Source organism: Marinobacter qingdaonensis, assembly GCF_034555935.1.
Classification (GTDB): Bacteria; Pseudomonadota; Gammaproteobacteria; order Pseudomonadales; family Oleiphilaceae; genus Marinobacter; species Marinobacter qingdaonensis.
The window spans coordinates 226,403-248,364 of sequence record NZ_JAYDCJ010000001.1 but is presented as its reverse complement, the minus strand read 5'-3'; the positions used below and the strand labels follow the sequence as shown (position 1 = coordinate 248,364).

The 21,962-nt window shown below is 60.4% G+C and carries 19 protein-coding genes and 1 pseudogene; 13 read left to right on the top strand and 7 right to left on the bottom strand.

Going from position 1 to position 21,962, the window contains the following annotated elements:
- Positions 1–103: 103 nt before the first annotated feature.
- Positions 104–754: a DNA oxidative demethylase AlkB gene (alkB, locus tag U5822_RS01110; protein ID WP_322853773.1), complete on the top strand. Its 651-nt coding sequence runs from the start codon at positions 104–106 to the stop codon at positions 752–754.
- On the opposite strand, the gene U5822_RS01105 is transcribed toward alkB, so the two are convergent.
- Positions 755–2,035, bottom strand: coding sequence for an MgtC/SapB family protein (locus U5822_RS01105; protein WP_322853772.1), 1,281 nt, complete (start codon positions 2,033–2,035; stop codon positions 755–757).
- A gap of 289 nt (positions 2,036–2,324) precedes the next feature.
- On the opposite strand from U5822_RS01105, the gene U5822_RS01100 reads away from it, so the two are divergent.
- Entirely contained in the window at positions 2,325–3,812 is a 1,488-nt protein-coding gene (locus U5822_RS01100; protein ID WP_322853771.1) for a SulP family inorganic anion transporter, read from the top strand.
- 76 nt (positions 3,813–3,888) lie between these two features.
- The gene (locus U5822_RS01095; RefSeq protein ID WP_322853770.1) at positions 3,889–4,740 is read left to right on the top strand and encodes a universal stress protein; all 852 of its coding nucleotides are present in this window, start codon (positions 3,889–3,891) and stop codon (positions 4,738–4,740) included.
- Between the two features lie 30 nt (positions 4,741–4,770).
- On the opposite strand, the gene U5822_RS01090 is transcribed toward U5822_RS01095, so the two are convergent.
- Entirely contained in the window at positions 4,771–5,433 is a 663-nt protein-coding gene (locus U5822_RS01090) for a GntR family transcriptional regulator (protein ID WP_322853769.1), read from the bottom strand.
- Between the two features lie 137 nt (positions 5,434–5,570).
- On the opposite strand from U5822_RS01090, the gene U5822_RS01085 reads away from it, so the two are divergent.
- The 9 genes from U5822_RS01085 to U5822_RS01045 all read left to right on the top strand — a co-directional run bounded on the left by U5822_RS01085 (position 5,571) and on the right by U5822_RS01045 (position 16,462).
- Entirely contained in the window at positions 5,571–6,569 is a 999-nt protein-coding gene (locus tag U5822_RS01085) for a TRAP transporter substrate-binding protein (protein WP_322853768.1), read from the top strand.
- An 83-nt stretch (positions 6,570–6,652) separates the two neighbouring features.
- A complete protein-coding gene (locus U5822_RS01080; protein ID WP_322853767.1) occupies positions 6,653–7,192 on the top strand; it encodes a TRAP transporter small permease subunit in 540 nt (179 codons plus the stop codon).
- 2 nt (positions 7,193–7,194) lie between these two features.
- Positions 7,195–8,532 (top strand): TRAP transporter large permease, encoded by a 1,338-nt coding sequence (locus U5822_RS01075; RefSeq protein ID WP_322853766.1) that lies wholly within the window; start codon positions 7,195–7,197, stop codon positions 8,530–8,532.
- 22 nt (positions 8,533–8,554) lie between these two features.
- A complete protein-coding gene (locus tag U5822_RS01070) occupies positions 8,555–9,910 on the top strand; it encodes a malonyl-CoA decarboxylase (RefSeq protein ID WP_322853765.1) in 1,356 nt (451 codons plus the stop codon).
- 2 nt (positions 9,911–9,912) lie between these two features.
- Complete coding sequence (locus U5822_RS01065; protein ID WP_322853764.1) at positions 9,913–11,442, top strand: malonate--CoA ligase; 1,530 nt, start codon at positions 9,913–9,915, stop codon at positions 11,440–11,442.
- Between the two features lie 26 nt (positions 11,443–11,468).
- Complete coding sequence (locus U5822_RS01060; RefSeq protein WP_322853763.1) at positions 11,469–12,224, top strand: maleate cis-trans isomerase family protein; 756 nt, start codon at positions 11,469–11,471, stop codon at positions 12,222–12,224.
- Positions 12,225–12,351: 127 nt separating this feature from the next.
- Positions 12,352–13,548, top strand: coding sequence for a PilT/PilU family type 4a pilus ATPase (locus tag U5822_RS01055; RefSeq protein ID WP_322853762.1), 1,197 nt, complete (start codon positions 12,352–12,354; stop codon positions 13,546–13,548).
- Positions 13,514–14,467 (top strand): hypothetical protein, encoded by a 954-nt coding sequence (locus U5822_RS01050; RefSeq protein ID WP_322853761.1) that lies wholly within the window; start codon positions 13,514–13,516, stop codon positions 14,465–14,467. The genes U5822_RS01055 and U5822_RS01050 overlap by 35 nt, the downstream gene beginning before the upstream one ends.
- A gap of 213 nt (positions 14,468–14,680) precedes the next feature.
- Positions 14,681–16,462 (top strand): GGDEF domain-containing protein, encoded by a 1,782-nt coding sequence (locus U5822_RS01045; RefSeq protein ID WP_322853760.1) that lies wholly within the window; start codon positions 14,681–14,683, stop codon positions 16,460–16,462.
- Between the two features lie 38 nt (positions 16,463–16,500).
- Here U5822_RS01045 and U5822_RS01040 read toward each other — a convergent pair.
- The 5 genes and pseudogenes from U5822_RS01040 to U5822_RS01020 all read right to left on the bottom strand — a co-directional run.
- Positions 16,501–16,683: pseudogene (locus U5822_RS01040) on the bottom strand (NAD(P)/FAD-dependent oxidoreductase); the annotation flags it as partial.
- A 405-nt stretch (positions 16,684–17,088) separates the two neighbouring features.
- Positions 17,089–17,694 (bottom strand): LysE family translocator, encoded by a 606-nt coding sequence (locus tag U5822_RS01035; protein ID WP_322853759.1) that lies wholly within the window; start codon positions 17,692–17,694, stop codon positions 17,089–17,091.
- A 55-nt stretch (positions 17,695–17,749) separates the two neighbouring features.
- Positions 17,750–18,670: a dihydrodipicolinate synthase family protein gene (locus tag U5822_RS01030; RefSeq protein WP_322853758.1), complete on the bottom strand. Its 921-nt coding sequence runs from the start codon at positions 18,668–18,670 to the stop codon at positions 17,750–17,752.
- 485 nt (positions 18,671–19,155) lie between these two features.
- The gene (locus U5822_RS01025; protein ID WP_322853757.1) at positions 19,156–20,511 is read right to left on the bottom strand and encodes an ATP-binding protein; all 1,356 of its coding nucleotides are present in this window, start codon (positions 20,509–20,511) and stop codon (positions 19,156–19,158) included.
- Complete coding sequence (locus U5822_RS01020; RefSeq protein WP_322853756.1) at positions 20,498–21,163, bottom strand: response regulator transcription factor; 666 nt, start codon at positions 21,161–21,163, stop codon at positions 20,498–20,500. The genes U5822_RS01025 and U5822_RS01020 overlap by 14 nt, the downstream gene beginning before the upstream one ends.
- A gap of 203 nt (positions 21,164–21,366) precedes the next feature.
- Between U5822_RS01020 and U5822_RS01015 the strand changes: the two genes are divergently transcribed.
- Complete coding sequence (locus U5822_RS01015; RefSeq protein WP_004578671.1) at positions 21,367–21,894, top strand: cupredoxin domain-containing protein; 528 nt, start codon at positions 21,367–21,369, stop codon at positions 21,892–21,894.
- Positions 21,895–21,962 lie beyond the last annotated feature (68 nt).

The following is a 21,962-nucleotide window of genomic DNA, read 5'->3' as shown; positions in this document are numbered from 1 at the left end:
CCTGGCCGGTGATCGCGGGCCGGGGCTGGCGGCGTATAGTTGCTATCAACGGGCCGCCGTTGCAGGCCCGGGACAACCGAGCCGGGGAGGGGAGTGACCAGCGATGACCGCCGATCTTTTTGCCGACGTGCCGCCGCAGCAACGCGTGGAGCCGATTGCCGACGGTGCGGTGGTGCTGCGCCAATTCGCCACCTCCGAGGCCGACGCCATCCTGCGGGCGATTGACACTGTGGCCACGGCCGCGCCGCTGCGCAGGATGCAGACCCCGGGCGGGCATACCATGTCCGCGGCCATGAGCTGTTGCGGCGAACTCGGCTGGGTCAGTGACACGCGGGGGTACCGGTATCAGTCCGAGGATCCGGTGACCGGTACCCCCTGGCCGGCGATGCCCGAGGTGCTGGCCGATCTGGCGCAGCGGTCGGCGGCCGCGGCCGGGTACCGGGACTTTCGGCCGGATGCCTGCCTGATCAACCGCTACGAGCCCGGCGCCAAGATGGGGCTGCACCAGGATAAGGACGAGCAGGACTTCGACCAGCCCATTGTCTCGGTTTCCCTGGGCCTGCCCCAGGTGTTCCAGTTTGGCGGTCTCAAGCGTAACGAGCGGCCTGAACGGGTGCCCTTGTGCCATGGGGATGTGGTGGTCTGGGGTGGTCCGGCGCGATTGCGCTATCACGGCGTGTTGACCCTCAAGGCAGGCACTCACCCGGCCACCGGGCCCTATCGGTACAACCTGACCTTCCGTCGCGCCCGCTGATCACTGCAGCCACGCCACCGCGAGCCCGGCGAACAGGGACAGCAGCATGGGCGCGCCCACCATGAGGCCGGTGTGGCGGTTGCCGATGGCCCAGGCCATGCCGGACTTCACCAGATTGTTGGTTGCGGAGGCCAGCACAATCCCCACCACCGCGACATCCAAGGCCAGCCCGTTCACCGACATTCGAGTCAGCGACAGGGTGATGGCGTCCACGTCGGCAATGCCCGAGGTGGCGGCAAGGACATAGATACCGGTGTCGCCCAGCCAGTCTTCCAAGAAAACCCCGAGCAGCAGGATGGCGGTGAGCAGCACGCCGAACAGCAACGCTGAGGTCAGGTCCAGGGGGTTCTGGCTCAGGGGCGGCTGGCTGACTTCCAGCAGGTGCGCGTTCCGGCGCCAGATCAGCAGGGCCGGCCCATACAGCAGCGCGGTCATGGTCAACACCGGCCAGACCAGGCTGGGCAGCAGTTCGCGGTTGATGACAAAGCAGTAGACCAGGATGCGGGGAAACATGGTGCCGCAGGCGATCAGTATGCCGGTGGCGAACTGCGGGCTGAGTTGCGGGTTGGCCGCCGACTGCCGGGCGAAATGCAGGGTGAGCGCGGTGGAGGAACTGAGGCCGGCGAAGAGCCCGGTGAACAGGATGCCGCGCCCGGTGCCCGCAACCCGGATGGCAAAGTAGCCGACGAAGGAGATGGAGGCGATCAGCACCACCATCCACCAGATCTCCCGGGGATTGAGGACCCCGCCGGGCCCCATTTTCTCGTTGGGCAGCAGTGGCAGCACCACCACCGAGATCAGCAGCAGCTTGAGGGCGGCGTCCAGCTCGTGGGCCTTGAGCCGGAACACCCAGCCGTGAATGCCTTCCTTGTTGTCGAGGATGATGGCGGTGATCACCGCTGCAGCGGTGGCGATGACCGGATCGACTGCGACCGCGACGGCGCCGAAGCAGAAGGTCAGCACCATGCCGACCATGCTGGTGATGCTGAAGTCCCGGATGTGCTCCAGACGCTCGCTGTAGCCGACCAGGCTCATGGCCACCACGCTGAACAGCAGCACCGGGAACGCCCAGGGGGTGATGGCCTCGGCCAGAACCGCCGCAAGCCCGCCCAGCAGGCCTACCAGGGCAAAGGTGCGGATGCCGGCGACGCGGGCGCCCGGCGTCTGGTGGCGGGCGCCCCAGCCGCGCTCGAGGCCAATAATGGCGCCCAGCAGGAGCGCAACGGCCAGATGGATGGTGGTTTGATTGTGGTCGATGAAGTGGGCAGCGACATCATCCATGGGTGGTGACATTTCCCTGAAACTAACCCGGTATAAGACTCAGTGTAGTACGCCGGGGCGGGGTGGTCGCTGGGGTATCCCTTACCTTACTTGTCAGGGGCGAATCTGGTAAGCTTCGCGCCCCTGAATTGCAACCCTTTTGATCGAAGCTCGCCGGAATCCTGTGATCGCCAGTCCACCCTGGCGACAGTCCGATTTTTTCTTTTTTTCACCGTCAGGATTGCTTACGTGGTCACCCCTGGGTGGCGCCGGGACGCTTTGTATCGGAATACCAATTACGGAACTCGACATGGTCAATACCCTGAAAAACCAATGGCTATCCAACATCCGCGGGGACCTGCTCGCAGGCATCGTGGTGGCGCTGGCCCTGATCCCGGAGGCCATTGCCTTCTCCATCATCGCCGGCGTCGACCCCAAGGTGGGTCTGTACGCCTCCTTCTGCATCGCGGTCATCATTGCCTTCGTCGGTGGCCGGCCTGGCATGATCTCGGCGGCGACCGCCGCCATGGCGGTGCTGATGGTCACCCTGGTGAAGGAGCATGGCCTGCAGTACCTGCTGGCCGCGACCCTGCTGACCGGTGTGATCCAGATCATCGCCGGCTACCTGAAATTGGGCAGCCTGATGCGGTTCGTGTCCCGCTCGGTGGTGACCGGTTTCGTTAACGCCCTGGCCATCCTGATCTTCATGGCCCAGCTGCCCGAGCTCACCAACGTCACCTGGCACGTGTACGCCATGACCGCCGCCGGCCTGGGCATCATTTACCTGTTCCCGTTGCTGCCCGGCGTTGGCAAGCTGATCCCCTCGCCGCTGGTGTGCATCGTGGTGCTGACCGCCGTGGCCGTGGCCCTGGGCCTGGACATCCGCACCGTGGGCGACATGGGTGAGCTGCCCGATACCCTGCCGATCTTCCTGTGGCCGGACGTGCCGCTGAACCTGGAAACCCTGATGATCATCCTGCCGTACTCGCTGCCGCTGGCGGTGGTGGGTCTGCTGGAGTCGATGATGACCGCGACCATCGTCGACGACCTGACCGACACCGAGAGTGACCGCAACCGCGAGTGCAAGGGCCAGGGGATTGCCAACATCGGCTCCGGCCTGATCGGCGGCATGGCCGGCTGCGCCATGATCGGCCAGTCCATCATCAACGTGAAATCCGGCGGCCGGACCCGGTTGTCGACCCTGACCGCGGGGGTGTTCCTGCTGATCATGGTGCTGGTGCTCGACAGTGTGCTGGTGCAGATTCCCATGGCCGCGCTGGTGGCGGTGATGATCATGGTGTCCATCGGTACCTTCTCCTGGGAGTCGATCCGAAATCTCAAGGAGCACCCGCTGTCGACCAACATCGTGATGCTGGTGACGGTGATTGTGGTGGTGGCCACCCACAACCTGGCGTTCGGTGTCCTGGCCGGGGTGCTGCTGGCGGCGCTGTTCTTCGCCAACAAGATCGGCCACTACATGATGGTGGACTCGGAACTGGACGAGCAGACCGAGACCCGCACCTACCGGGTGGTTGGTCAGGTGTTCTTCAGCTCGTCGGAAAAATTGCTGCAGGCCTTTGATTTCAAGGAAGCAGTCGATAATGTAGTGATAGATCTGAGCCGGGCGCACTTCTGGGACATCACCGCCGTCGGCGCCCTCGACAAGGCCGTGATCAAGTTCCGCCGGGAGGGGGCCGATGTCGAGGTGATCGGCCTGAATGAGGCCAGCGCCACCATCGTTGACCGTTTCGGCGTGCACGACAAGCCGGAAGCGGTCGATCATCTGATGGGGCACTGAGGTGTCGGGGCTGACGGCATCCGGCGACGAGCGCAGTCACAACAAGAATCACAGGGATCAGCGAGGCGAGGTGGATATGTTACGAGTAGTGGCCTGTATTGACGGTTCCCGGGCAGCGCCGGCGGTGTGCGACTACGCCGCCTGGGCCAGCCAGCGCATGCAGAACCCAGTGACCCTGCTGCACGTTCTGGACGAGGAACGCTACCCGGCCGAGCCGGACCTGGCCGGCAGCATCGGCCTGGGCAGTCGGGAACAGCTGCTGGACGAACTGGCCGAGCTGGACCGCAAGCGCGCCAAGCTGGCCCTGGAGCATGGCCACCACATGCTCGACGAGGCAGAGCGTCGGGTGGCTGCGGCCGGGGCCACGGACGTGGCCAAGCGCCAGCGCCACGGCGACCTGACCGAATCCCTGCTGGCCCTGGAGAGCCAGACCCGGCTGCTGGTCATGGGCCTGCACGGTGAGAGCAGCTCGGACCGGGACATCCACATTGGCAGTCAGCTGGAAACCGTGATCCGCAGCGTGCATCGTCCGATCCTGCTGGTGCCGGACGAGTTCACCGCGCCGACCAGTGCCATGCTGGCGTTTGACGGCAGTCCGACCGCGTTCAAAGGGGTCGAGTTGCTGGCCGGCAGTCCGGTGCTGAAAGGCATGCCGCTGCACCTGGTGATGATTGGTCCGGATACCAACGACCGTTGGGAGCAGCTGAAAAAGGCAGAGAAGATGTTGGCCGACCTGGGCTCGGAGATCACCCTGGCCATTCGCGCCGGCGATGTGGAACCGGCCTTGCACGCCTACCAGGACGAGCACGACATCGACCTGCTGGTCATGGGCGCCTACGGCCATTCCCGCATCCGCCAGTTCCTGGTGGGCAGCACCACCACCACCATGCTGAAAACCGCGGACAAGCCGCTGGTGATCCTGCGCTGATGCCGCAGGCGATTCTGCCCGGGGTTTGGGCTAGGCAGAATCGCCGAACTGCTTGACCTGTGAGACAAAATCACTGAATCGGGTACCCTGGATCAGCACGTGCTGTCTCAGGCACTCCTCCGCTTCGGCCTCGTTGCCGTTCTTGATGGCCTCGAAGATTTGCCGGTGCTCGTCGACCGAATTCCTGACCCGGTTCCGGGCCTGCAGCTGCAGGCGCCGGTAGGGTTTGAGCCGCTGTTTCAACTGACGGGCTTCGGTCGCCAGGAAGGTGTTGTGGCTGGCCGAGTAGATGCAGCCATGGAACTCTTCATTCTCGTAGTAATACTCGTCCGGATCCGCCATGACGTCCGGATCCTCACACCGAAGTAGCGCCCGCTCCAGGGCCGCCAGCTCCTCTGGCTGGATGCGCCGGGCGGCCAGGCGCCCGCACATCCCCTCCAGTTCCGCCATCACCTCGAACATTTCGATCAGCTGATCGATGCCCACCTTGGCGACAAAGGTGCCTTTCTTCGGCTGCACCGTGACCAAGCCGCTGACCACAAGCTGTTGCACCGCCTCCCGAATCGGGGTCCGGGACACGCCGTACTCCTTGGCCAGGGCGTCGTGGTCCAGTTTGGCGCCGGGCAGCAGCCGGCCGTTGATGATGTCTTCTTCCAGGGCGTCTTTAAGCTTCTGGGCGTTTGAGCGTTTCATTGTTGTTGTCCAGATCTGCGATCAACTCGGTTGATCAGACTTTAGTCAATTCCTATTGACAACTATATACAACAGGTCTATTGATGTATACATCAGATTATTCTGATCGATACTACAAAAACAATTTCGGAGACAAGATGATGAAAATGCCTTTCACCAAACTGGCCATGGCGGCCTCTCTGACCGTATTTTTCACCAGCGTTGCAGCCGACACCACACTGCGCGTCTCCCACCAGTTTCCCGGCGGCAAAGGGGACGTGAGAGACGAGATGGTGCAACTGATGGCGCGTGAAGTGAAGGCTGCCGACGTGGGCCTGGAACTCCAGGTCTATCCGGGCCAATCCCTGTTCAAGGCCAAAGAACAATGGGGGGCGTTGGTGCGCGGCCGCCTGGATATGACCTCGCTGCCCCTGGACTACGCCAGTGGTCGTCACCCGGAATTCTCGGCCACCCTGATGCCAGGTCTGGTGCGTAGCCACGAACGGGCCCAGCGATTGAACGACTCCGAGTTCATGGACATGATCAAGCAGGTGATCAACGACGCCGGCGCCCGCGTGCTGGCCGATGCCTGGCTGGCCGGTGGCTTCGCCTCCAACAAGCAGTGCATCACCGCGCCCGACACCGTCCAGGGCCAGACCCTGCGCGCCGCCGGCCCGGCCTTTGATGAAATGCTGGCAACCGCCGGGGCGTCCATTGCCTCCATGCCGTCGTCTGAAATCTACACCGCCATGCAGACCGGCGTTCTGGACGGCGCCAACACCTCCTCCGGCTCGTTCGTGTCCTACCGCATCTACGAGCAGGTCACGTGCCTGACGGCCCCGGGTGAGAACGCGCTCTGGTTCATGTACGAGCCCGTGCTGATCTCCGAGCGCAGCTGGAACAGTCTGAACGAAGAACAGCAGGAAGCCCTGATGGCCGCCGGCCAGAAGGCGGAAGAGTACTTCGCCAAGGAAGCGGCCGGACTGGATCAGAAAATGGCCGATGTGTTCGCCGAGAACGGCGTGGAAGTCGTGAACATGACGCCCGAGAACTACCAGGCCTGGTTGGAAATTGCCAAGAAGAGTTCCTACAAGACCTTCGCGGAAAACGTGCCCAATGGCCAGGCGTTGATCGACGCGGCCTTGGCCGTCGAGTAACCCCTCGCCCCAGATCCATTGAACCAGTCTAACCGTCCCGGGGCTGCCCCGGGACGACTAGCCAACCTTTCCGGGTTTACGTTATGTCCCATTCTTCCAGCTTGAAACAAGCTTCCAGCGCGAAACGGGCCTCGGCGCCCGGTGTGCTGGGCGGGTACATCCGCTGTATGGATGCGGTATCGGTGGCGGCCGCCTTCGTCGCCGGGGTACTGCTCGCCCTCGGGGTTCTGGCGGTCGTGCACATGGTGTTCGTGCGCTACGCCCTGGGTGAGAGCACGGTCTGGCAAACCGAGTTCACCACCTTCGCCATCAGTGCCGCCATGCTCCTGGGTACCCCCTACGTCCTCAAGACCGGTGGCCATGTCGCCGTGACCGTGCTGCCCGACGCCATGCGCGGATTGCCCAAGCACCTGATGCAGTTGGCGGCTTCCCTGGTCGGCCTGGCGTTCTGCCTGGCCCTGGCCTACGGCTGCTGGTACTACTTCTACGAAGCCTATGCCTTTGAATGGACCACCGGCACCGTCTGGAATCCGCCGCTGTGGCCGGCGCTGCTGCCGGTTGCGATCGGCACCTCACTGCTGGCACTGCAGTACGTCGCTGAAATCCTGCGGGGGGAGGTGTAGTCATGGATCCGGTCACAAGCGGTATTCTCGTCGTTATTGTCCTGCTGGTGCTGATGGCCATTGGCACCCCCATCGCGTTCGCGCTTGGCGCCGTTTCCCTGGGCGCCCTGGTCCTGGATCAGGGCATGGGGGAGCTGACGTTCTTTGGCGAAACCTTCTTCGGCCACGTGTCGTCCTTTGGTTTCGTGGCGATTCCCATGTTCATTCTAATGGGGGCTGCGGTGGCGTCCTCTCCCACCGGCCGGGACCTGTACCGGTCGCTGGATATCTGGATGGGCAGGCTGCCGGGAGGCCTGGCCATTTCCAACATCGCCGCCTGCTCGATTTTCGCCGCCCTGTCCGGGTCCTCGCCGGCAACCAGTGCCGCCATCGGTAAGCTGGGTATCCCGGAAATGCGTAAGCGCGGCTACCCCGATGGCGTGGCTGCCGGCTGTATTGCGGCCGGGGGCACCCTGGGCATCCTGATCCCGCCGTCGGTCACCATGATCGTGTACGGGATTTCCACGGAAACCTCCATCGGTCGCCTGTTCATTGCCGGCGCCTTGCCGGGTTTGATGCTCGCCGGCCTGTTCATGGTCTGGACCTTGCTCGCTTGCAAGCTGGCCGGTGGCTACAACAGCCCGAACCCGGTCGCGCAGGCGGCGGCCCAGATCAAGGAAAACGTGGAGGGTAACGTCAAGGCCCTGATTCGGGTGCTGCCGTTCCTCCTGGTGGTGCTGGGCATTCTGTTCGCGCTCTATGGCGGCGTGGCCACGCCCTCGGAAGCGGCCGGTGTGGGCGCCTTCCTGTGCCTGGCCCTGGCCATTGTGGTCTACCGCATGTGGCAGACGAAACCGATCGCCAACATCATGCGGGACGCGCTGCGCGAAAGCGTCATGATCATGCTGATCATCGCCACCGCGGAGATTTTCGCTTTCGCACTGTCCTCGCTGTTCATTACCCAGACCGTGGCCGGCGCCATCGCCGACATGGAAGTGAATCGCTGGGTGCTGATGGGGGTCATCAACATCTTCCTGCTGGTGGCCGGCTTCTTCCTGCCGCCGGTGGCCGTGATCGTGATGGCGGCCCCGATCCTGTTGCCGATCATCGTGGCGGCCGACTTCGACCCCTACTGGTTCGCGGTGATTCTGACCATCAACCTGGAGATCGGTCTGATCACGCCGCCGGTGGGTCTGAACCTGTTCATCATCAAGGGCATCGCCCCCGACATCGCGTTGAGGGACATCCTGGTGGGCAGCCTGCCGTATGCCCTGTGCATGATTCTCGGCATCGTCCTGCTCTGCTTCTTCCCGGAAATCGCCCTGTGGCTGCCGGACCTGATCATGGGTACTGGTTCCTGAGGCCAACACAGAGGTTCGCACTATGAATATGAGTTTTCTGCAGGAGCTGTTCAGCAGCATTACCCAGCGTGATGCCCTGCAACGGAAGTTTGGCGCCAGGAAGGTCAGCTACACCCACGCTGACCTGGAGGCCGCCTGCGAGGAGCTGCTCCACAGCGATGGCGAGGCCGCCAGTATCGTGCTGGCCAGCCGGGCGCTGGATATCTACCAGTCGTTGGGAGAGGAGGACAAAAAAGCCTTCTTTGATGCACTCGCCAAGAACTTCGCAGCCGATCCCGACAAGATCGATGCCGCCTACCGGGTCTACAAGAGTGATCGCTCCAACAAGCATCTGGCGGCGCTGTTCGAGGTGAGTGAGCCGCTTCGCCAGGAGGTGCTGCGCCGACTGAACCTGGCGCAGGGGGCGACCTACGAGCTGGTCAAGATGCGCCAGGATTTCCTGGCGCTGATGAAGGGGCACAAGGATTTCGACTCGATCAACGCCGATTTTGTCCACCTGTTCGCCTCCTGGTTCAACCGGGGCTTCCTGGTGCTGAAGCGAATCGACTGGACCACGCCGGCCTCCATCCTGGAAAAGATCATTCGCTACGAAGCGGTGCACAAGATCCAGGGTTGGGACGATCTGCGTCGCCGACTGGACAACCGCGACCGCCGCTGTTTCGGGTTTTTCCACCCGGCGATCGGCGACGAGCCGCTGATCTTCGTGGAGGTGGCGCTGACCAAGGGCATCCCCAACCGAATCCAGCCGATCCTTGCCCACGATCATTTCGACATTGATGCGCCGGAGCTGGCCGACTCGGCGGCGTTCTTCGGAATCAGCAACTGCCAGGTCGGGCTGCGGGGCATTTCCTTCGGCAATTTCCTGATCAAGCAGGTGGTGCAGGAGCTGAAACAGGAACTCCCCAATCTGAAGAACTTTGTCACTTTGTCCCCGCTGCCCATGTTCCGCAGTTGGCTGGAGAAAACCTACCACCCCGATTCGGGACTGCTGACGCCCGAGGCGCAGGAAACCCTGGCACTGCTCGACAACCCCGACTGGCCGGCCAACCCGGAGCTGGCGGATCGGCTCAACGAAGTGGTCCGGCCGCTGGCGGCCCGTTACCTCCTGAAAGAGAAAAACGGCGAGAACCTGCCGCTGAACCCCGTCGCCCGCTTCCACCTGGGCAACGGTGCCGAGCTGCACCGCATCAACTGGCTCGGGGATGTGTCGGAGAGCGGTATGAAACAGTCCGCCGGCTTAATGGTGAATTATTTATACGTAATTGAAAATATTGAGAAAAACAACGAGAAATACACGACCAACGGTGAAATCGTCTGCTCCCCAAGTGTGCGCGAGTTGAGCAAGCTGGGCAGAAAACTGTTTCAAGGAGAACTGTAAAGATGAACCACAACCTGTTTGATACCTTCGCGAGCAAAATGCAGGCACGGGGCACGGCGAATTTCATCACCACTCCCGAGGGTGCCGAGTACTCGCACGCTCAGGCGCTGGCGAAAACCGAGCGCATGGCGGGCGCCCTCAAAGCCCTGGGGGTTGCACCGGGCGATCGGGTGGCGGTGCAGGTCGACAAGAGCCCGGAGGCGATTCTTCTGTACCTGGCCACCTTGCGTGTGGGCGGCGTTTACCTGCCTCTGAACACCGGGTACACCGCGGACGAAATCGGCTATTTCCTGGGCGATGCCGAGCCCGCACTGTTCGTCTGCCAGCCGGCGGCGCTGGAGGCGGCCAAGGCGATCGCCGAGAAGACCGGGTGCCCGCAGGTGCAGACGCTGGGCACCAACGCCGACGGCTCCTTGATGGACGCGGTGGCAGCCGCCGACGCTTACACCGGGATCGAGCAGCGCGATGAGGACGATCTGGCCGCGATTCTGTACACCTCCGGTACCACCGGACGCTCCAAGGGCGCGATGTTGACCCACAAGAACCTGGGGTCCAACTGCAAGAGTCTGGTCGAAGCCTGGCGCTTCACCGAAAAGGACCGTTTGATTCACGCGCTGCCGATTTTCCATACCCACGGGTTGTTCGTGGCCTGCAACGTGATTTTGATGGCCGGCGCCAGCCTGTATTTCATGGCCAAGTTTGACGTCGACACCATCATCGCCGCCATGCCCCAGGGCACCTCGCTGATGGGCGTACCGACCTTCTACACCCGGCTGCTGCAGGACGACCGGCTGACCCCCGAACTGACCGCCAACATGCGCCTGTTTACCTCTGGCTCCGCACCGCTGACCGCGGAGACTCACCAGCAGTTCGAACAGCGTACCGGGCACGCCATTCTCGAGCGCTATGGCATGACCGAAACCAACATGAACACCTCCAACCCCTACGACGGCGATCGCATCGCGGGCACGGTGGGCATGCCGCTGCCGGGCGTGGAAATTCGCATCACGGACCCCGAGTCGACCACCCACGAGTCCTTGCCCCAGGGTGAAATCGGCATGCTTGAGGTCCGCGGCCCCAACGTGTTCAAAGGCTACTGGCGCATGCCGGAAAAGACCAAGGCCGAGCTGCTTGAGGACGGCTTCTTTGTCACCGGGGATCTGGCGCTGGTTGATGACCGCGGTTATGTCCAGATCGTCGGGCGCGACAAGGACCTGGTGATTTCCGGCGGCTTCAACGTCTATCCGAAGGAAGTCGAACAGGCGATCGACGAGATGCCGGAGGTATTGGAATCGGCGGTCATTGGGGTCCCGCACCCAGATTTCGGCGAGGGTGTTACCGCCGTGGTGGTGCTCCAGCCGGGTAAAACCCTGGAGGAGGGCGACGTCGTCAAGTCGCTGGCGGACCACCTTGCCAAGTACAAGCAGCCCAAACGGGTCTTCTTCGTGGAGGCGCTGCCGCGAAACACCATGGGCAAGGTCCAGAAGAAGCAGCTGCGTGACGAGTACAAAGACATCTATGCGGGCGCCTGAGGCGCCTGCGAGCGGAGACTATGAGCATGGCGAGAAGTTTTCGAATCGGCCAGATTGTGCCGAGTTCCAATACCACCATGGAGACGGAGATTCCGGCGATGTTGCGGGCCAGGGAGGCGGTGGAGCCCGAGCGCTTCACCTTCCATTCCAGCCGGATGCGAATGAAAAAGGTAACCCGGGAAGAACTGGCGGCGATGGACGACGAATCCGACCGTTGCGCGCTGGAGTTGTCGGACGCGGCGGTGGACGTGATGGGTTACGCCTGCCTGGTGGCGATCATGAGCCGGGGGGCAGGGTACCACCGGGAGTCCCAGGCCCGACTGCACGGGGTTACCCGTGACAATGGCCAGCCGACACCGATCGTCAGCAGCGCCGGAGCGCTAACGGAAGGGTTGAAACTCCTGGGCGCCAAGCGGGTCGCCATCATCACGCCTTACATGAAGCCGCTGACCCAGATGGTGGTGGACTACATCGAAGCGGAGGGGCTGGAGGTGGTCGACAGCATTGCCCTGGAAATCCCCGACAACCTGGAGGTTGGCCGAAGGGATCCGGCACTGCTGAAGGAGATCGTCCAGCGCCTGAATACTGCCGACGCCGACGCGGTGGTCCTGTCCGCCTGCGTGCAGATGCCGTCCCTGGCCGCCATTCAGCCCGTTGAGGATGCGCTGGGGTTGCCCGTGGTGTCGGCGGCCACCTGCACCACCTATCAGATCCTGAAGGCACTGGATCTGAAACCCTACGTGCCCAACGCCGGGCGTCTGCTCTCCGGCCAGGTCGGGTAACGGCAGGCACGAGGCTGCCTCAGCTCGTGCCCGAGTGGCGCAAACGGTTATGGAGACAAGCCAGTCCGAGCGGCTACACTGTCGGGATCAAAAAAGGTCCCCATAGGCCCGACAAGGAGAGCGCCCCGTGACGGCAGTAATCAACAAGTACCTCAATGTCCTGGCGAAGAACGACGGTTCCGACCTGTATCTGAGCACCGGGGCGCCGCCCTGTGCGAAGTTTCAGGGTGTATTGAAGCCCCTTTCTCGGGAGGTGCTGAAATCGGGGGAGGTGGAGTCGATTGCCAACAGCATCATGGACGATGAACAGAGGGAAATCTTCAACACCGAACTGGAGATGAACCTCGCCATTTCCCTGCCCGGAGTCGGCCGGTTTCGGGTCAACATCTTCAAGCAGCGCAACGAGGCGGCCATCGTCGCCCGAAACATCAACACCGAGATCCCCAAATTCGATGACCTGGGGCTGCCGCCGGTTCTCAAGGAACTGATCATGAACAAGCGCGGGCTGGTGCTGTTCGTGGGCGGCACGGGCTCGGGTAAGTCCACCTCGTTGGCGGCGCTGATCGATTATCGCAACAGCAACGTCGGTGGTCACATCATCACCATCGAAGACCCGGTGGAGTTTGTGCACCGGCACAAGAAGTCCATCGTGAACCAGCGCGAGGTCGGGGTCGACACCCGGAGCTTCAAGAACGCGCTCAAGAACACCCTGCGTCAGGCCCCTGATGTGATTCTGATCGGCGAGATCCGGGACCGGGAGACCATGGAGCATGCCCTGGAGTTCTCCGAAACCGGGCACCTGGCGATTTCGACACTCCACGCCAACAACGCCAACCAGGCGCTCGAGCGCATCATCAACCTGTTCCCGGACGAGAAGCGGCCGGCGCTGCTGATGAGCCTGGCCCAGAACATCCGGGGCTTTGTTTCCCAGCGTCTGGTGCCGACCGCCGATGGCAAGCGCTGTGCCGCGGTCGAGGTCCTGCTGGGTACCAAGACCGTGCAGGAACTGATCCTCAAAAACCGGCTGCCGGAGATCAAGGAGATCATGGAGAAGTCGGAAAACCTGGGCATGCAGACCTTCGACGGCGCCCTGTTCAAACTCTACGAAGCAGGTCGCGTTACCTTCGAGGACGCGATAGCCAATGCCGACTCCCCGAACAACCTGAGGTTGCGGATCAAGCTCGCGCAGGGCGAGGGCGTCTCGGCCGAGCAGGAAAGCGCCGCCGCGGCCAAACCGGCGTCCTCGATCGGTGAGCTGACCCTGGAAGAGATCGAAGAAGAGGACGAGGATGCCAACGCTGACCCGTTCAAGCCGAATTTCTGAGGGTTGGCGCTCGGTCGCGACCGTCCTCCTGCTGTCCGTGTTGATGGCGGGCTGTCAGTCGCTGGTGCAGGTCCCGGCGCAGCCCGCGAGTGGGGAGACGAGCCGCGGCGGCGCCAGCATCACGCCGGAATACCGGCGTCAGCTCGAGCAGGTGGACCGCATGCTGGCCGCATCCTCCACCGATGCCGGGGTCGCGGACGCCCGCCGGACGAAATCGCTGCAGACCCTGGGCGAGCACTTCCGGGATCTGGTTCAGGCCGGACCGGCCACGGACGACGAATTCCCGCTCTGGGGCACCTACTTCAACAGGCTCTCGGATCTGGCCGAAGGGGTGGTGCGCGGTGACCTCAGCCCCGGTGAGGTGGAACCACTGTATGGCCTGGCGGCCGAACTCTACCAGCGGTTCCTTGATCGCTCCCACCTGCCGGAGCGCCCCTACGTGGCCGTCGACGGCGAGACCAGTGCCTTCTACGCCGGCAACTACTTCCTGTGCACTATGCCGGAGGTGATTGTTGATGCCTACGGTCGCCTCGGCTCGCGCGACCTTCACGCGCAGCTGGAGCGGGCCATGGTGCGATACCTTGAAGGCCCCTGTGAGCCGGATCTGATGTTTTCCGCGGCCGAAATGCTGTACGACTACGCCCTGGTGTCCGGTCCCCATCAGGCCGATTATCGGACTCGGATCGAACAGGCCGGGCCCGGCCAGTCCCGCCCCTGGCTTGATCTCTTGGACAACCTCAAGGCCGGTCAGAGCGTGGGCGAGCGCCGTGCCCGACTCGACCAGGCCATGACCGACGCCCGCCGTGGGGTGGACCCCGGCGACGAGGTCAGCGACGAGTTCCAGCGGGAATGGAATCGCCAGCATCGGCTGCTGTCCGGGGATGGGGCCTCGCTGGAACGACTGACCTACCAGCCCTGATCCCGCCGAACTTTCCCCGGCCTGTCGCGGTGTTACCCCCGTGCTCTGTCGACAGGTACACATAACTGTCACATTTCTTGGGCATGCTTCGCTGCACGTTTTGTTGTTGGCAGCCAGGGAGGTGTGCCAGTAGATCCGTCGGCCGGGTGGACTTCGGAAGGACCCGTTTACAAGGCTGCCGCACGGCCCATTGTCCAATCATGGGGAACCGAGGTGCAGGATAGTCTCAGCCAGGAATTGCTGTCCCTACTGTCTGAAGAAAGCATTACCACTCTTTTTCAGCCGATCGTGAACATCGGCGAGCAGGAAGTGTTCGGCTATGAAGCACTCAGCCGTGGGCCTTCCGACAGCAGTCTGCATGCGGCCAACATCCTGTTCGAGACCGCCGAGCGCTGTGGCCTGACCATGGAGCTGGAGACACTCTGTTTTCGCACTGCGGCCCGCAACTGGTCGGGGCAGGGCTCGCCCCAGAAACTGTTCCTGAACATCAGCCCGGCCAAGCTCATGCCCGGTCAGTTTGATGCCCATCAGTTGGACGAGCTGTTGCGCCTGAATGGACTGCAGGCATCGGACATCGTCATCGAACTGTCGGAGCGGTACCCCACCGCCGATCCCCTGGAACTGCTCAAGACCCTGGCCTGGCTCCGGGCGCGGGGCTTTCTCATTGCCATTGATGACCTGGGCAGCGGTTACTCCGGGCTGAAACTCTGGTCCGAGCTGAAACCCGATTTCGTCAAGATCGACCGTCACTTCATCCGCGACATCCAGGACGATCTGGTGAAACGGGAGTTCCTGCGTTCGGTGGTGGATTTGGCCAGCCGCCTGGGTTGCAGCCTGATTGCCGAAGGGGTGGAGACCGAGGCCGAGCTGAACGTGGTGTCGGGCATGGGGATCGAGCTGGTGCAGGGCTTCCTGTTCGGCCGGCCCAAGGCCATCACCACCGCCAGCCTGGACGTGCTGGGGGTGTCCCCGGAGGGCCGGGTCGACTTGCCAAACCGGGAAACCGCCGGTGACCTGTGCCACTACATCGAACCCATCCGCTCCGATGCCACGCTGCAGGAAGCCTGGGAGCGGTTGCAGAACGAGCCGGGCACCTTCGCGCTGCCGGTGGTCGACACCCGCTGCCCGCTGGGCCTGGTGCACAAGTGGCGGGTGCTGGAAACCTTCAGTACGCCCTACGGCCGGGCGCTTTACGAAAAGCGGGCGGTCAGCCAGATGCTAAGTTCCGACGCCCTGGTGGTGGAGTACGACACGCCGCTGGAGGAGGTCAGCCAGCGCCTGATCGATGACGACGAGCATTACCTGAAACAGCACTTCATCATCACCCGTCGCGGGGCGTACATCGGGCTGGGATCAACCCGCTCGCTGCTCAAGCGCATCACCGAACGCAAGATTGAGAAAGCCCGGTACGCCAACCCACTTACCCTGCTGCCCGGCAACGTGCCGATCCAACGGGCGTTGGTGGCCAGGGCTGCGGCGCAACAGCCGTTCCGGGTGCTCTACTTTGACATCAATCTGTTCAAGCCCCTGAACGACCAGTTGGGGTACCAGGTCGGGGACCGGGTTATTGCCCTGCTGGCGGATCTGCTGGCCAGTCACTTTGATGACGACACGGATTTCGTCGGCCACATTGGCGGTGATGACTTTGTGGTGGTCAGTGAGTCGGACCAGGTTGAGCGCCGGGCGCGCTCGATCCAGCGCGAGTTCTGCGCCAGTACCCGCTGCTTCTACCCGGAGGCCGTGCTGCGCTCCGGATTTGTGGAATCGGAAGACCGCAGTGGCCGGGTTTCCCGGTTTCCCCTGGTGTCCCTGGCCGCAGCCATCCTCGATGTCCCGGGTGGCCGGCGCTGGACCTCCGAACAGCTTTCCGAGGCCGCCAGTGCCGCCAAGAAGCGGGCAAAGGCCTGTGAGGGTTTTCTGTATCGGGCGGCCATGGTGGGCGACGCCGGAGCGGTCCGGGTCAGTAATTACCCAGCAGGTACTCATCTGGCTTAGCCCAGATCAGTTCGCCAACTTTGCACTCGTGCTCTGGATCAGGCGTCGTTGCCCGCTGCCACCCCTGACGCCCAAGCCCATTGAAAGTTATGCCCGCCCAGGTGGCCGGTGACGTCCACCACTTCGCCGATAAAATACAGGTTCGGGCGCTCCAGCACCGCCATGGTCTTGGAGGATAGCTGCCGGGTGTCGACGCCGCCCAGGGTCACCTCGGCGGTTTTCCGAACACATTCCTAATGTTGTCAATTTTCTCCCATGGAGGTTGGCCGCAAACCAATCTGTGCATTTCATTGGGTGCTGCCATACAGTTTCCGCATGCCGTGTGTATATCCTAGTTAAGATGCTGATTTTTAGGCGCTGTTGAGGTAGTTTCGAAAATTAATATGCATACACGTTGGCACGTCAACTATGTGGACGAAAAATGGGGGGGATTTGTACACATCGTAATATTCGAATTGGAAATCGTTAGCTGGTCTACGCGCTTCAACGGTTTGATTTCGGGGAATGGTCATTATTTGCACTACCTTTTGTTTCGGTTCCAAATCTGGGCCTTTTTAACTGACGCGAAGATTTGGCTTGGTCGCAAAGCGGACATTCAGATCAAAGGCCGAAGGGCCCGCTTTGAGTTATGTTGATTTGGAAGCCAACACACCAGCTGCACCCAAATAGAACGACGCGACGATCTTATTGGCCCATTCGCTCCTCCGCAAATGCTTGCCCAACTTGGATGCTCCCACTATGTAGGTTGCGTATATGGAAAAAGAAATCGCCATTGCGACTGCCACCAATGCTACCGCTTGAGAGATATAAGCGCCGGAAGACGTGATGAATAGCGGGTAGATCATCAGACTCGCCAGCAGTGCTTTAGGATTTGTCAATGAGACTGCCATTGCACTTAGCATCATTTTGCTTACGGTCATTGTCTGAGAGGAAACAGTTACAATATTTACCCCGGACCTGAACGCCTTTATGGCGAGATACACCAAATAAGCAACCCCACACCACTTCAGCAATACCAATGCACCTGCAAAGCGTTGTATCAGTACGCCCAGTCCGGATAACACGAGTATCCCGTGGACGCAGGTTGCCAACATAAAACCTACGGCGACTGCCAGCGACTTCCGTGCGCCATACCTAAGGGACTGTCCTACGGCAAATGCAGCGTTCGGCCCAGGCAGAGCCAGGATTGACGCGAAGGTTGTAGCGAAAGTGATTAAAAGTCCCCAATCCACTCAAAACCCTCCGCTTTTACCCCGTTGTATTGACCGTCGTGGAGCGACATTTGCGTCACGATAAATCCAGCTCATCAATCAAGTTCGCCAGTCGTCGACGCCCCTCTTTACCAAGGGTTTTGAGCGGCAGCGGTAAACACGGAGACTCAGCAAGTCCCTGCAATTCCGCAGCAGCTGCGACAACCCGCAGGCTTCCTCCAGATTCGTTGAACAATTCCCATAAGGGCTGTAATCGTTTCGATAACCGTGTCGCTTCCTGCGCGTTCCCGGCCTGAGCTGCGCGCGTAATCGCAAGTGCTGCGGCGGGAAACACGCCCCCGATCACAGAATACCAGGCATCACAGCCGGCATTCAGGCCAGTCGCGGCGAAGGCATCTCCACTCACCCCCACAGTGACGGTTGATGGAATGTGTGCACGAAGCCTTTCAACCCGCGCCATTGCTTCAATAGGGTCTTCAGGCACTCCGGGAATCTTGATCGACGCCACGTTCGGGAGATGCGCAATTTGTCCGTGAAGCTCGTCGCTGAAAACAAACTGCGTGGTACCAGGATTGTCGTAGACACAAAGCGGAAGCGATAGTGCGTGCGTTACTGTTTCATAGAGCCCGAAAACTTCATCTGGAAGCAGTTTCTGATAGGACATTGGCGCCAGCAGTACCCCGGAGGCACCAGCTACCTCGGCATCCTCGGCCAGCGTAAGTACATCGCGCGTGCGCAGCGCACCGATACCTACCATCACAGGGACATCCCCTGCGTGTTCAATGGCAAGTCTTACGACACGTGCACGCTCGTCCATGGTCAGATAGGCATAGTTTCCAGTCGAGCCCAACACGCCTATTGAATCAACGTTGGCGGTAACGAGCTGTTCGATCAATCGAACAAATGCCGCCTCGTCTATACCTTGCTCACTCATAGGGGTTAAAGGAAATGCGCTGAGGCCCGAAAACATGATGAATCCTCCGAAATCATGGAACATGACGGATGTCTTACCCTTTAAAGCCAGCCTATCAGAACAGAGGCCGATTAGTGCCCATATGCTAATTCAAATGCCGCTTGCCAGAGACTGGGCTACCAACGATTTACAGGCCTGGCTGGCGATTGAGTGTCATTCGACGAAAAATCTTTCCCATGAGGAGCAATAATAGGCATCCCAGATTGTCATCCTGAAGGTGCACTACAAACTCAGATCGCTCTGAGTGGTTGGCATGTTTCGTCAAATCCAGAAAGCACTGGGGTCGCAAAGCGAACATTCAGCTTGAAGTCTGAAGGCCTCGCTTTGAGGAACGGGGTTGTCACGTGTATCGGGGTAAGTCCAAAATTAGCTAAGAGACCGGACTTCAAGCGACCCGCTATAACAACAGACGAAGCTGAATCTAGCTTGAAAAAGGCATTACTGTGAGGAAAGTTTTTATACAAACACTATCCACATGTGATCGCTTAACCACATACCAAGTGGCCGGGTCAACGATTGATCACCGGCACCGCCCTGGGAAGGTCAACTATCACGGACAACCCACTTTTCGGAGCAGGTGAGAAGTGGAGGGTTCCACTGTAGCGTTCGACAATTTCTCGAACAATCGCCAGCCCGAGGCCATGGCCTGGGGTCTGCTCGTCCAGCCGCAATCCCCGTTGACCCAGCTTGCTGATTTCTGCCTCGTGGACGCCTGGCCCATCGTCTGTCACGCAGATCTTCAGTGTTCCGGAATTCTGAACGAGTGAGAGCTCTACACATCGTTCTGACCATTTGCCTGCGTTGTCCAGGAGATTGCCCATGATCTCATTCAGGTCGTGTTGCTCAATCGGCCAGCGGGCTTCCTCCGGCAGAGAACTCGACAGTTCAAAGGACTTTTCCGGGTATAGCCGCCCCAGCATCCAAAGTAGGTCCCGCGCCTGTTTCAGAGGGTAAGCGCTTTTTCCAACCTGTGGCCCGGCAAAGCGGCTGCGTCGCATTTCCGCTTCAAGTTGTTTATCGATATCATTGAGTCTCGCGGTCATCTGAAGGCGGAGATCGTTGGAGAGTGGACGGCTGGTGTCCTCAAGAACCTGTCGGACGGCCGCAATCGGGGTCTTGACGCTGTGAGAGAGATTCGCGAGCGCATCCCTTGACCGTTCCAGTCGCTGGTCGAGTGAGTCGAGTAATTGGTTGAGCTGCTGGACCAGCGGTCGAAACTCCTCGGGCGCCTGGACATGAATCCGGGAAACCTTGCCATCTTGAAGTCGCTTTAGCGTGGCCTTCAGTTCGACGACTGGGCGCATGGACAAATTGATACCAAACCAGATCGCAACGACCAAGAGCAGAATTAGCAAAATAGAGACGATGGCCGTCCACGCGTGCAACTCCGTCTGACTGCGTTTTAGTGCGCCGAGATCCTCGGACACGATCACTACAATCGGCGTATTGCCTATCTGGAACGACTTTCGATACGCAAGAATGCTCTTTGGGCCTTCGACTGTACCCGCATCCTGAATACGAACGGTTCCATCCTTCGCTGATTCAATCAACGACATTAACACCGGTGCCCAGGAATCCGGGGAAATGATAGTCATGGACGGAGAGTGAATGGCGAAGGCGTGATGAAAGACTTCCTGAAAATAGTCACCGGTCTTGAGACTGTCCAATTGACCACCAGACTCGCGAATCTGGTGCTCCAGAAAGGTGACCTCATCCTTGAGACGTGTCTCGACGAATTCCCGGGACATCCGGTCCAGTAAGAGGCCGTGAACCAGCCATGCAAGCCCCATTAATGCAATGCCGGCTGGCAGTAGCAATATAAGCAACGTGCCTTTGACGGATTTGGGCTTGCTAAACAGCGTCATTGAACAGATACCCCTGGCCGCGACGGGTTGCAATGGTGTCGTTGCCAACCAGTTTTCGCAATCTGCGAATGTAGGCTTCGATGATGTTTTCATTCGGGCTGTCGTTCAGGTTGTACAACTGCTCCATTAGCTGCTCTTTCGAGAACACATGGCCGGGACGGCTCATCAGGCAGCGCAGTAGGCGAAATTCCGTGCCGGTGAGGCTGTGCTCCGTGCCATCTTCCGATTTCAGGCTTTGACGATTTTCATCTAATTCGAAGCGTCCGGCTTTTACCATTGAATGAATACGGCCTTCGCTTCGACGCACAATGGCGTTGAGCCGGGCGATGAGTTCTTCGGTCTGAAAGGGTTTTGCAAGGTAGTCATCCGCTCCAGCTTTAAGGCCTTCCACCTTGTCGTGCCAGTCGCCTCTGGCGGTCAGAATAAGAACCGGGCAGCCTATCTGATGGGTTCTCCATTTCCTCAAAACGTCTAACCCGTTGCCATCGGGTAGGCCAAGATCAAGAATAACGGCTCGATAGTCCTCCTGCTCGCCCAGAATCGCAGCCTCTTTGGCGGTGTAGGTCGTATCAACGCTGAACCCTGCCTTTTCAAGCTGACCACTTAATCCGTCAGCCAGCAAACGGTCATCTTCAACGAGCAGTAATCGCATCGGACATTCCTTCTCTGAGCCAAGTAATAGCTTTGGAGTGTCGCTGATCAACCTGAATTCAGCCTGAATGGCAAATTAGTTCAATATTTTCAGCAAGAATTCAGGTTAATGCGCGATGGTGTGATTCGTATTCTGGCATCGCTCTTTGTTCAGAGCCAACCGACGCCGGGATTTCCGGCCACTTTATCAATGGAGAAGACAAGATGAATGCATCCAAGTTGATTGTTGCAGCCGCGGCCATGTCGATGTCCGCAGTGACCCTCGCCGCCGGTGCTCATGGCGGTGGTCATGGCGCCAGCAGCGGCGAACCGGGTAAAGCCTCGGAGGCCTCTCGCACTATCACAGTGGAAATGTACGACAACTACTACGAGCCCGAAGAAATCAGTGTAAAGCCTGGCGAAACCGTTCGCTTCGTGGTGGAGAACAAAGGAAACCTCGTGCATGAATTCAATGTGGGCACTCCCGACATGCACGACGCTCACCAAGAGGAAATGATGATGATGGTTGAGCATGGCGTGATCCAGGGCGGCAAGCTGAACCACGACATGATGAATATGGATATGGGCAATGGCCATTCCATGAAGCATGACGACCCGAACAGCGTGTTGCTGGAACCCGGCCAAAGCAAAGAAATAATTTGGAAGTTTTCTGATAAAAGCAATATCGAATTCGCCTGCAACGTGCCAGGCCACTATCAGGCCGGTATGTACGGTGAGGTCAATTTCGAGTAAATCGCTTGGCGGAAGTCCGCGATCAGCGGGGCTGAGACACGTTTCTTGGCCCGGCTTCAATGACGTGT

Coding starts and splice junctions, on each gene's coding strand:
- alkB (WP_322853773.1), top strand. CDS start 104: ATGACCGCCGATCTTTTTGCCGACGTGCCGCCGCAGCAACGCGTGGAG.
- U5822_RS01105 (WP_322853772.1), bottom strand. CDS start 2,035: ATGGATGATGTCGCTGCCCACTTCATCGACCACAATCAAACCACCATC.
- U5822_RS01100 (WP_322853771.1), top strand. CDS start 2,325: ATGGTCAATACCCTGAAAAACCAATGGCTATCCAACATCCGCGGGGAC.
- U5822_RS01095 (WP_322853770.1), top strand. CDS start 3,889: ATGTTACGAGTAGTGGCCTGTATTGACGGTTCCCGGGCAGCGCCGGCG.
- U5822_RS01090 (WP_322853769.1), bottom strand. CDS start 5,433: ATGAAACGCTCAAACGCCCAGAAGCTTAAAGACGCCCTGGAAGAAGAC.
- U5822_RS01085 (WP_322853768.1), top strand. CDS start 5,571: ATGATGAAAATGCCTTTCACCAAACTGGCCATGGCGGCCTCTCTGACC.
- U5822_RS01080 (WP_322853767.1), top strand. CDS start 6,653: ATGTCCCATTCTTCCAGCTTGAAACAAGCTTCCAGCGCGAAACGGGCC.
- U5822_RS01075 (WP_322853766.1), top strand. CDS start 7,195: ATGGATCCGGTCACAAGCGGTATTCTCGTCGTTATTGTCCTGCTGGTG.
- U5822_RS01070 (WP_322853765.1), top strand. CDS start 8,555: ATGAATATGAGTTTTCTGCAGGAGCTGTTCAGCAGCATTACCCAGCGT.
- U5822_RS01065 (WP_322853764.1), top strand. CDS start 9,913: ATGAACCACAACCTGTTTGATACCTTCGCGAGCAAAATGCAGGCACGG.
- U5822_RS01060 (WP_322853763.1), top strand. CDS start 11,469: ATGGCGAGAAGTTTTCGAATCGGCCAGATTGTGCCGAGTTCCAATACC.
- U5822_RS01050 (WP_322853761.1), top strand. CDS start 13,514: ATGCCAACGCTGACCCGTTCAAGCCGAATTTCTGAGGGTTGGCGCTCG.
- U5822_RS01030 (WP_322853758.1), bottom strand. CDS start 18,670: ATGTTCCATGATTTCGGAGGATTCATCATGTTTTCGGGCCTCAGCGCA.
- U5822_RS01025 (WP_322853757.1), bottom strand. CDS start 20,511: ATGACGCTGTTTAGCAAGCCCAAATCCGTCAAAGGCACGTTGCTTATA.
- U5822_RS01020 (WP_322853756.1), bottom strand. CDS start 21,163: ATGCGATTACTGCTCGTTGAAGATGACCGTTTGCTGGCTGACGGATTA.
- U5822_RS01015 (WP_004578671.1), top strand. CDS start 21,367: ATGAATGCATCCAAGTTGATTGTTGCAGCCGCGGCCATGTCGATGTCC.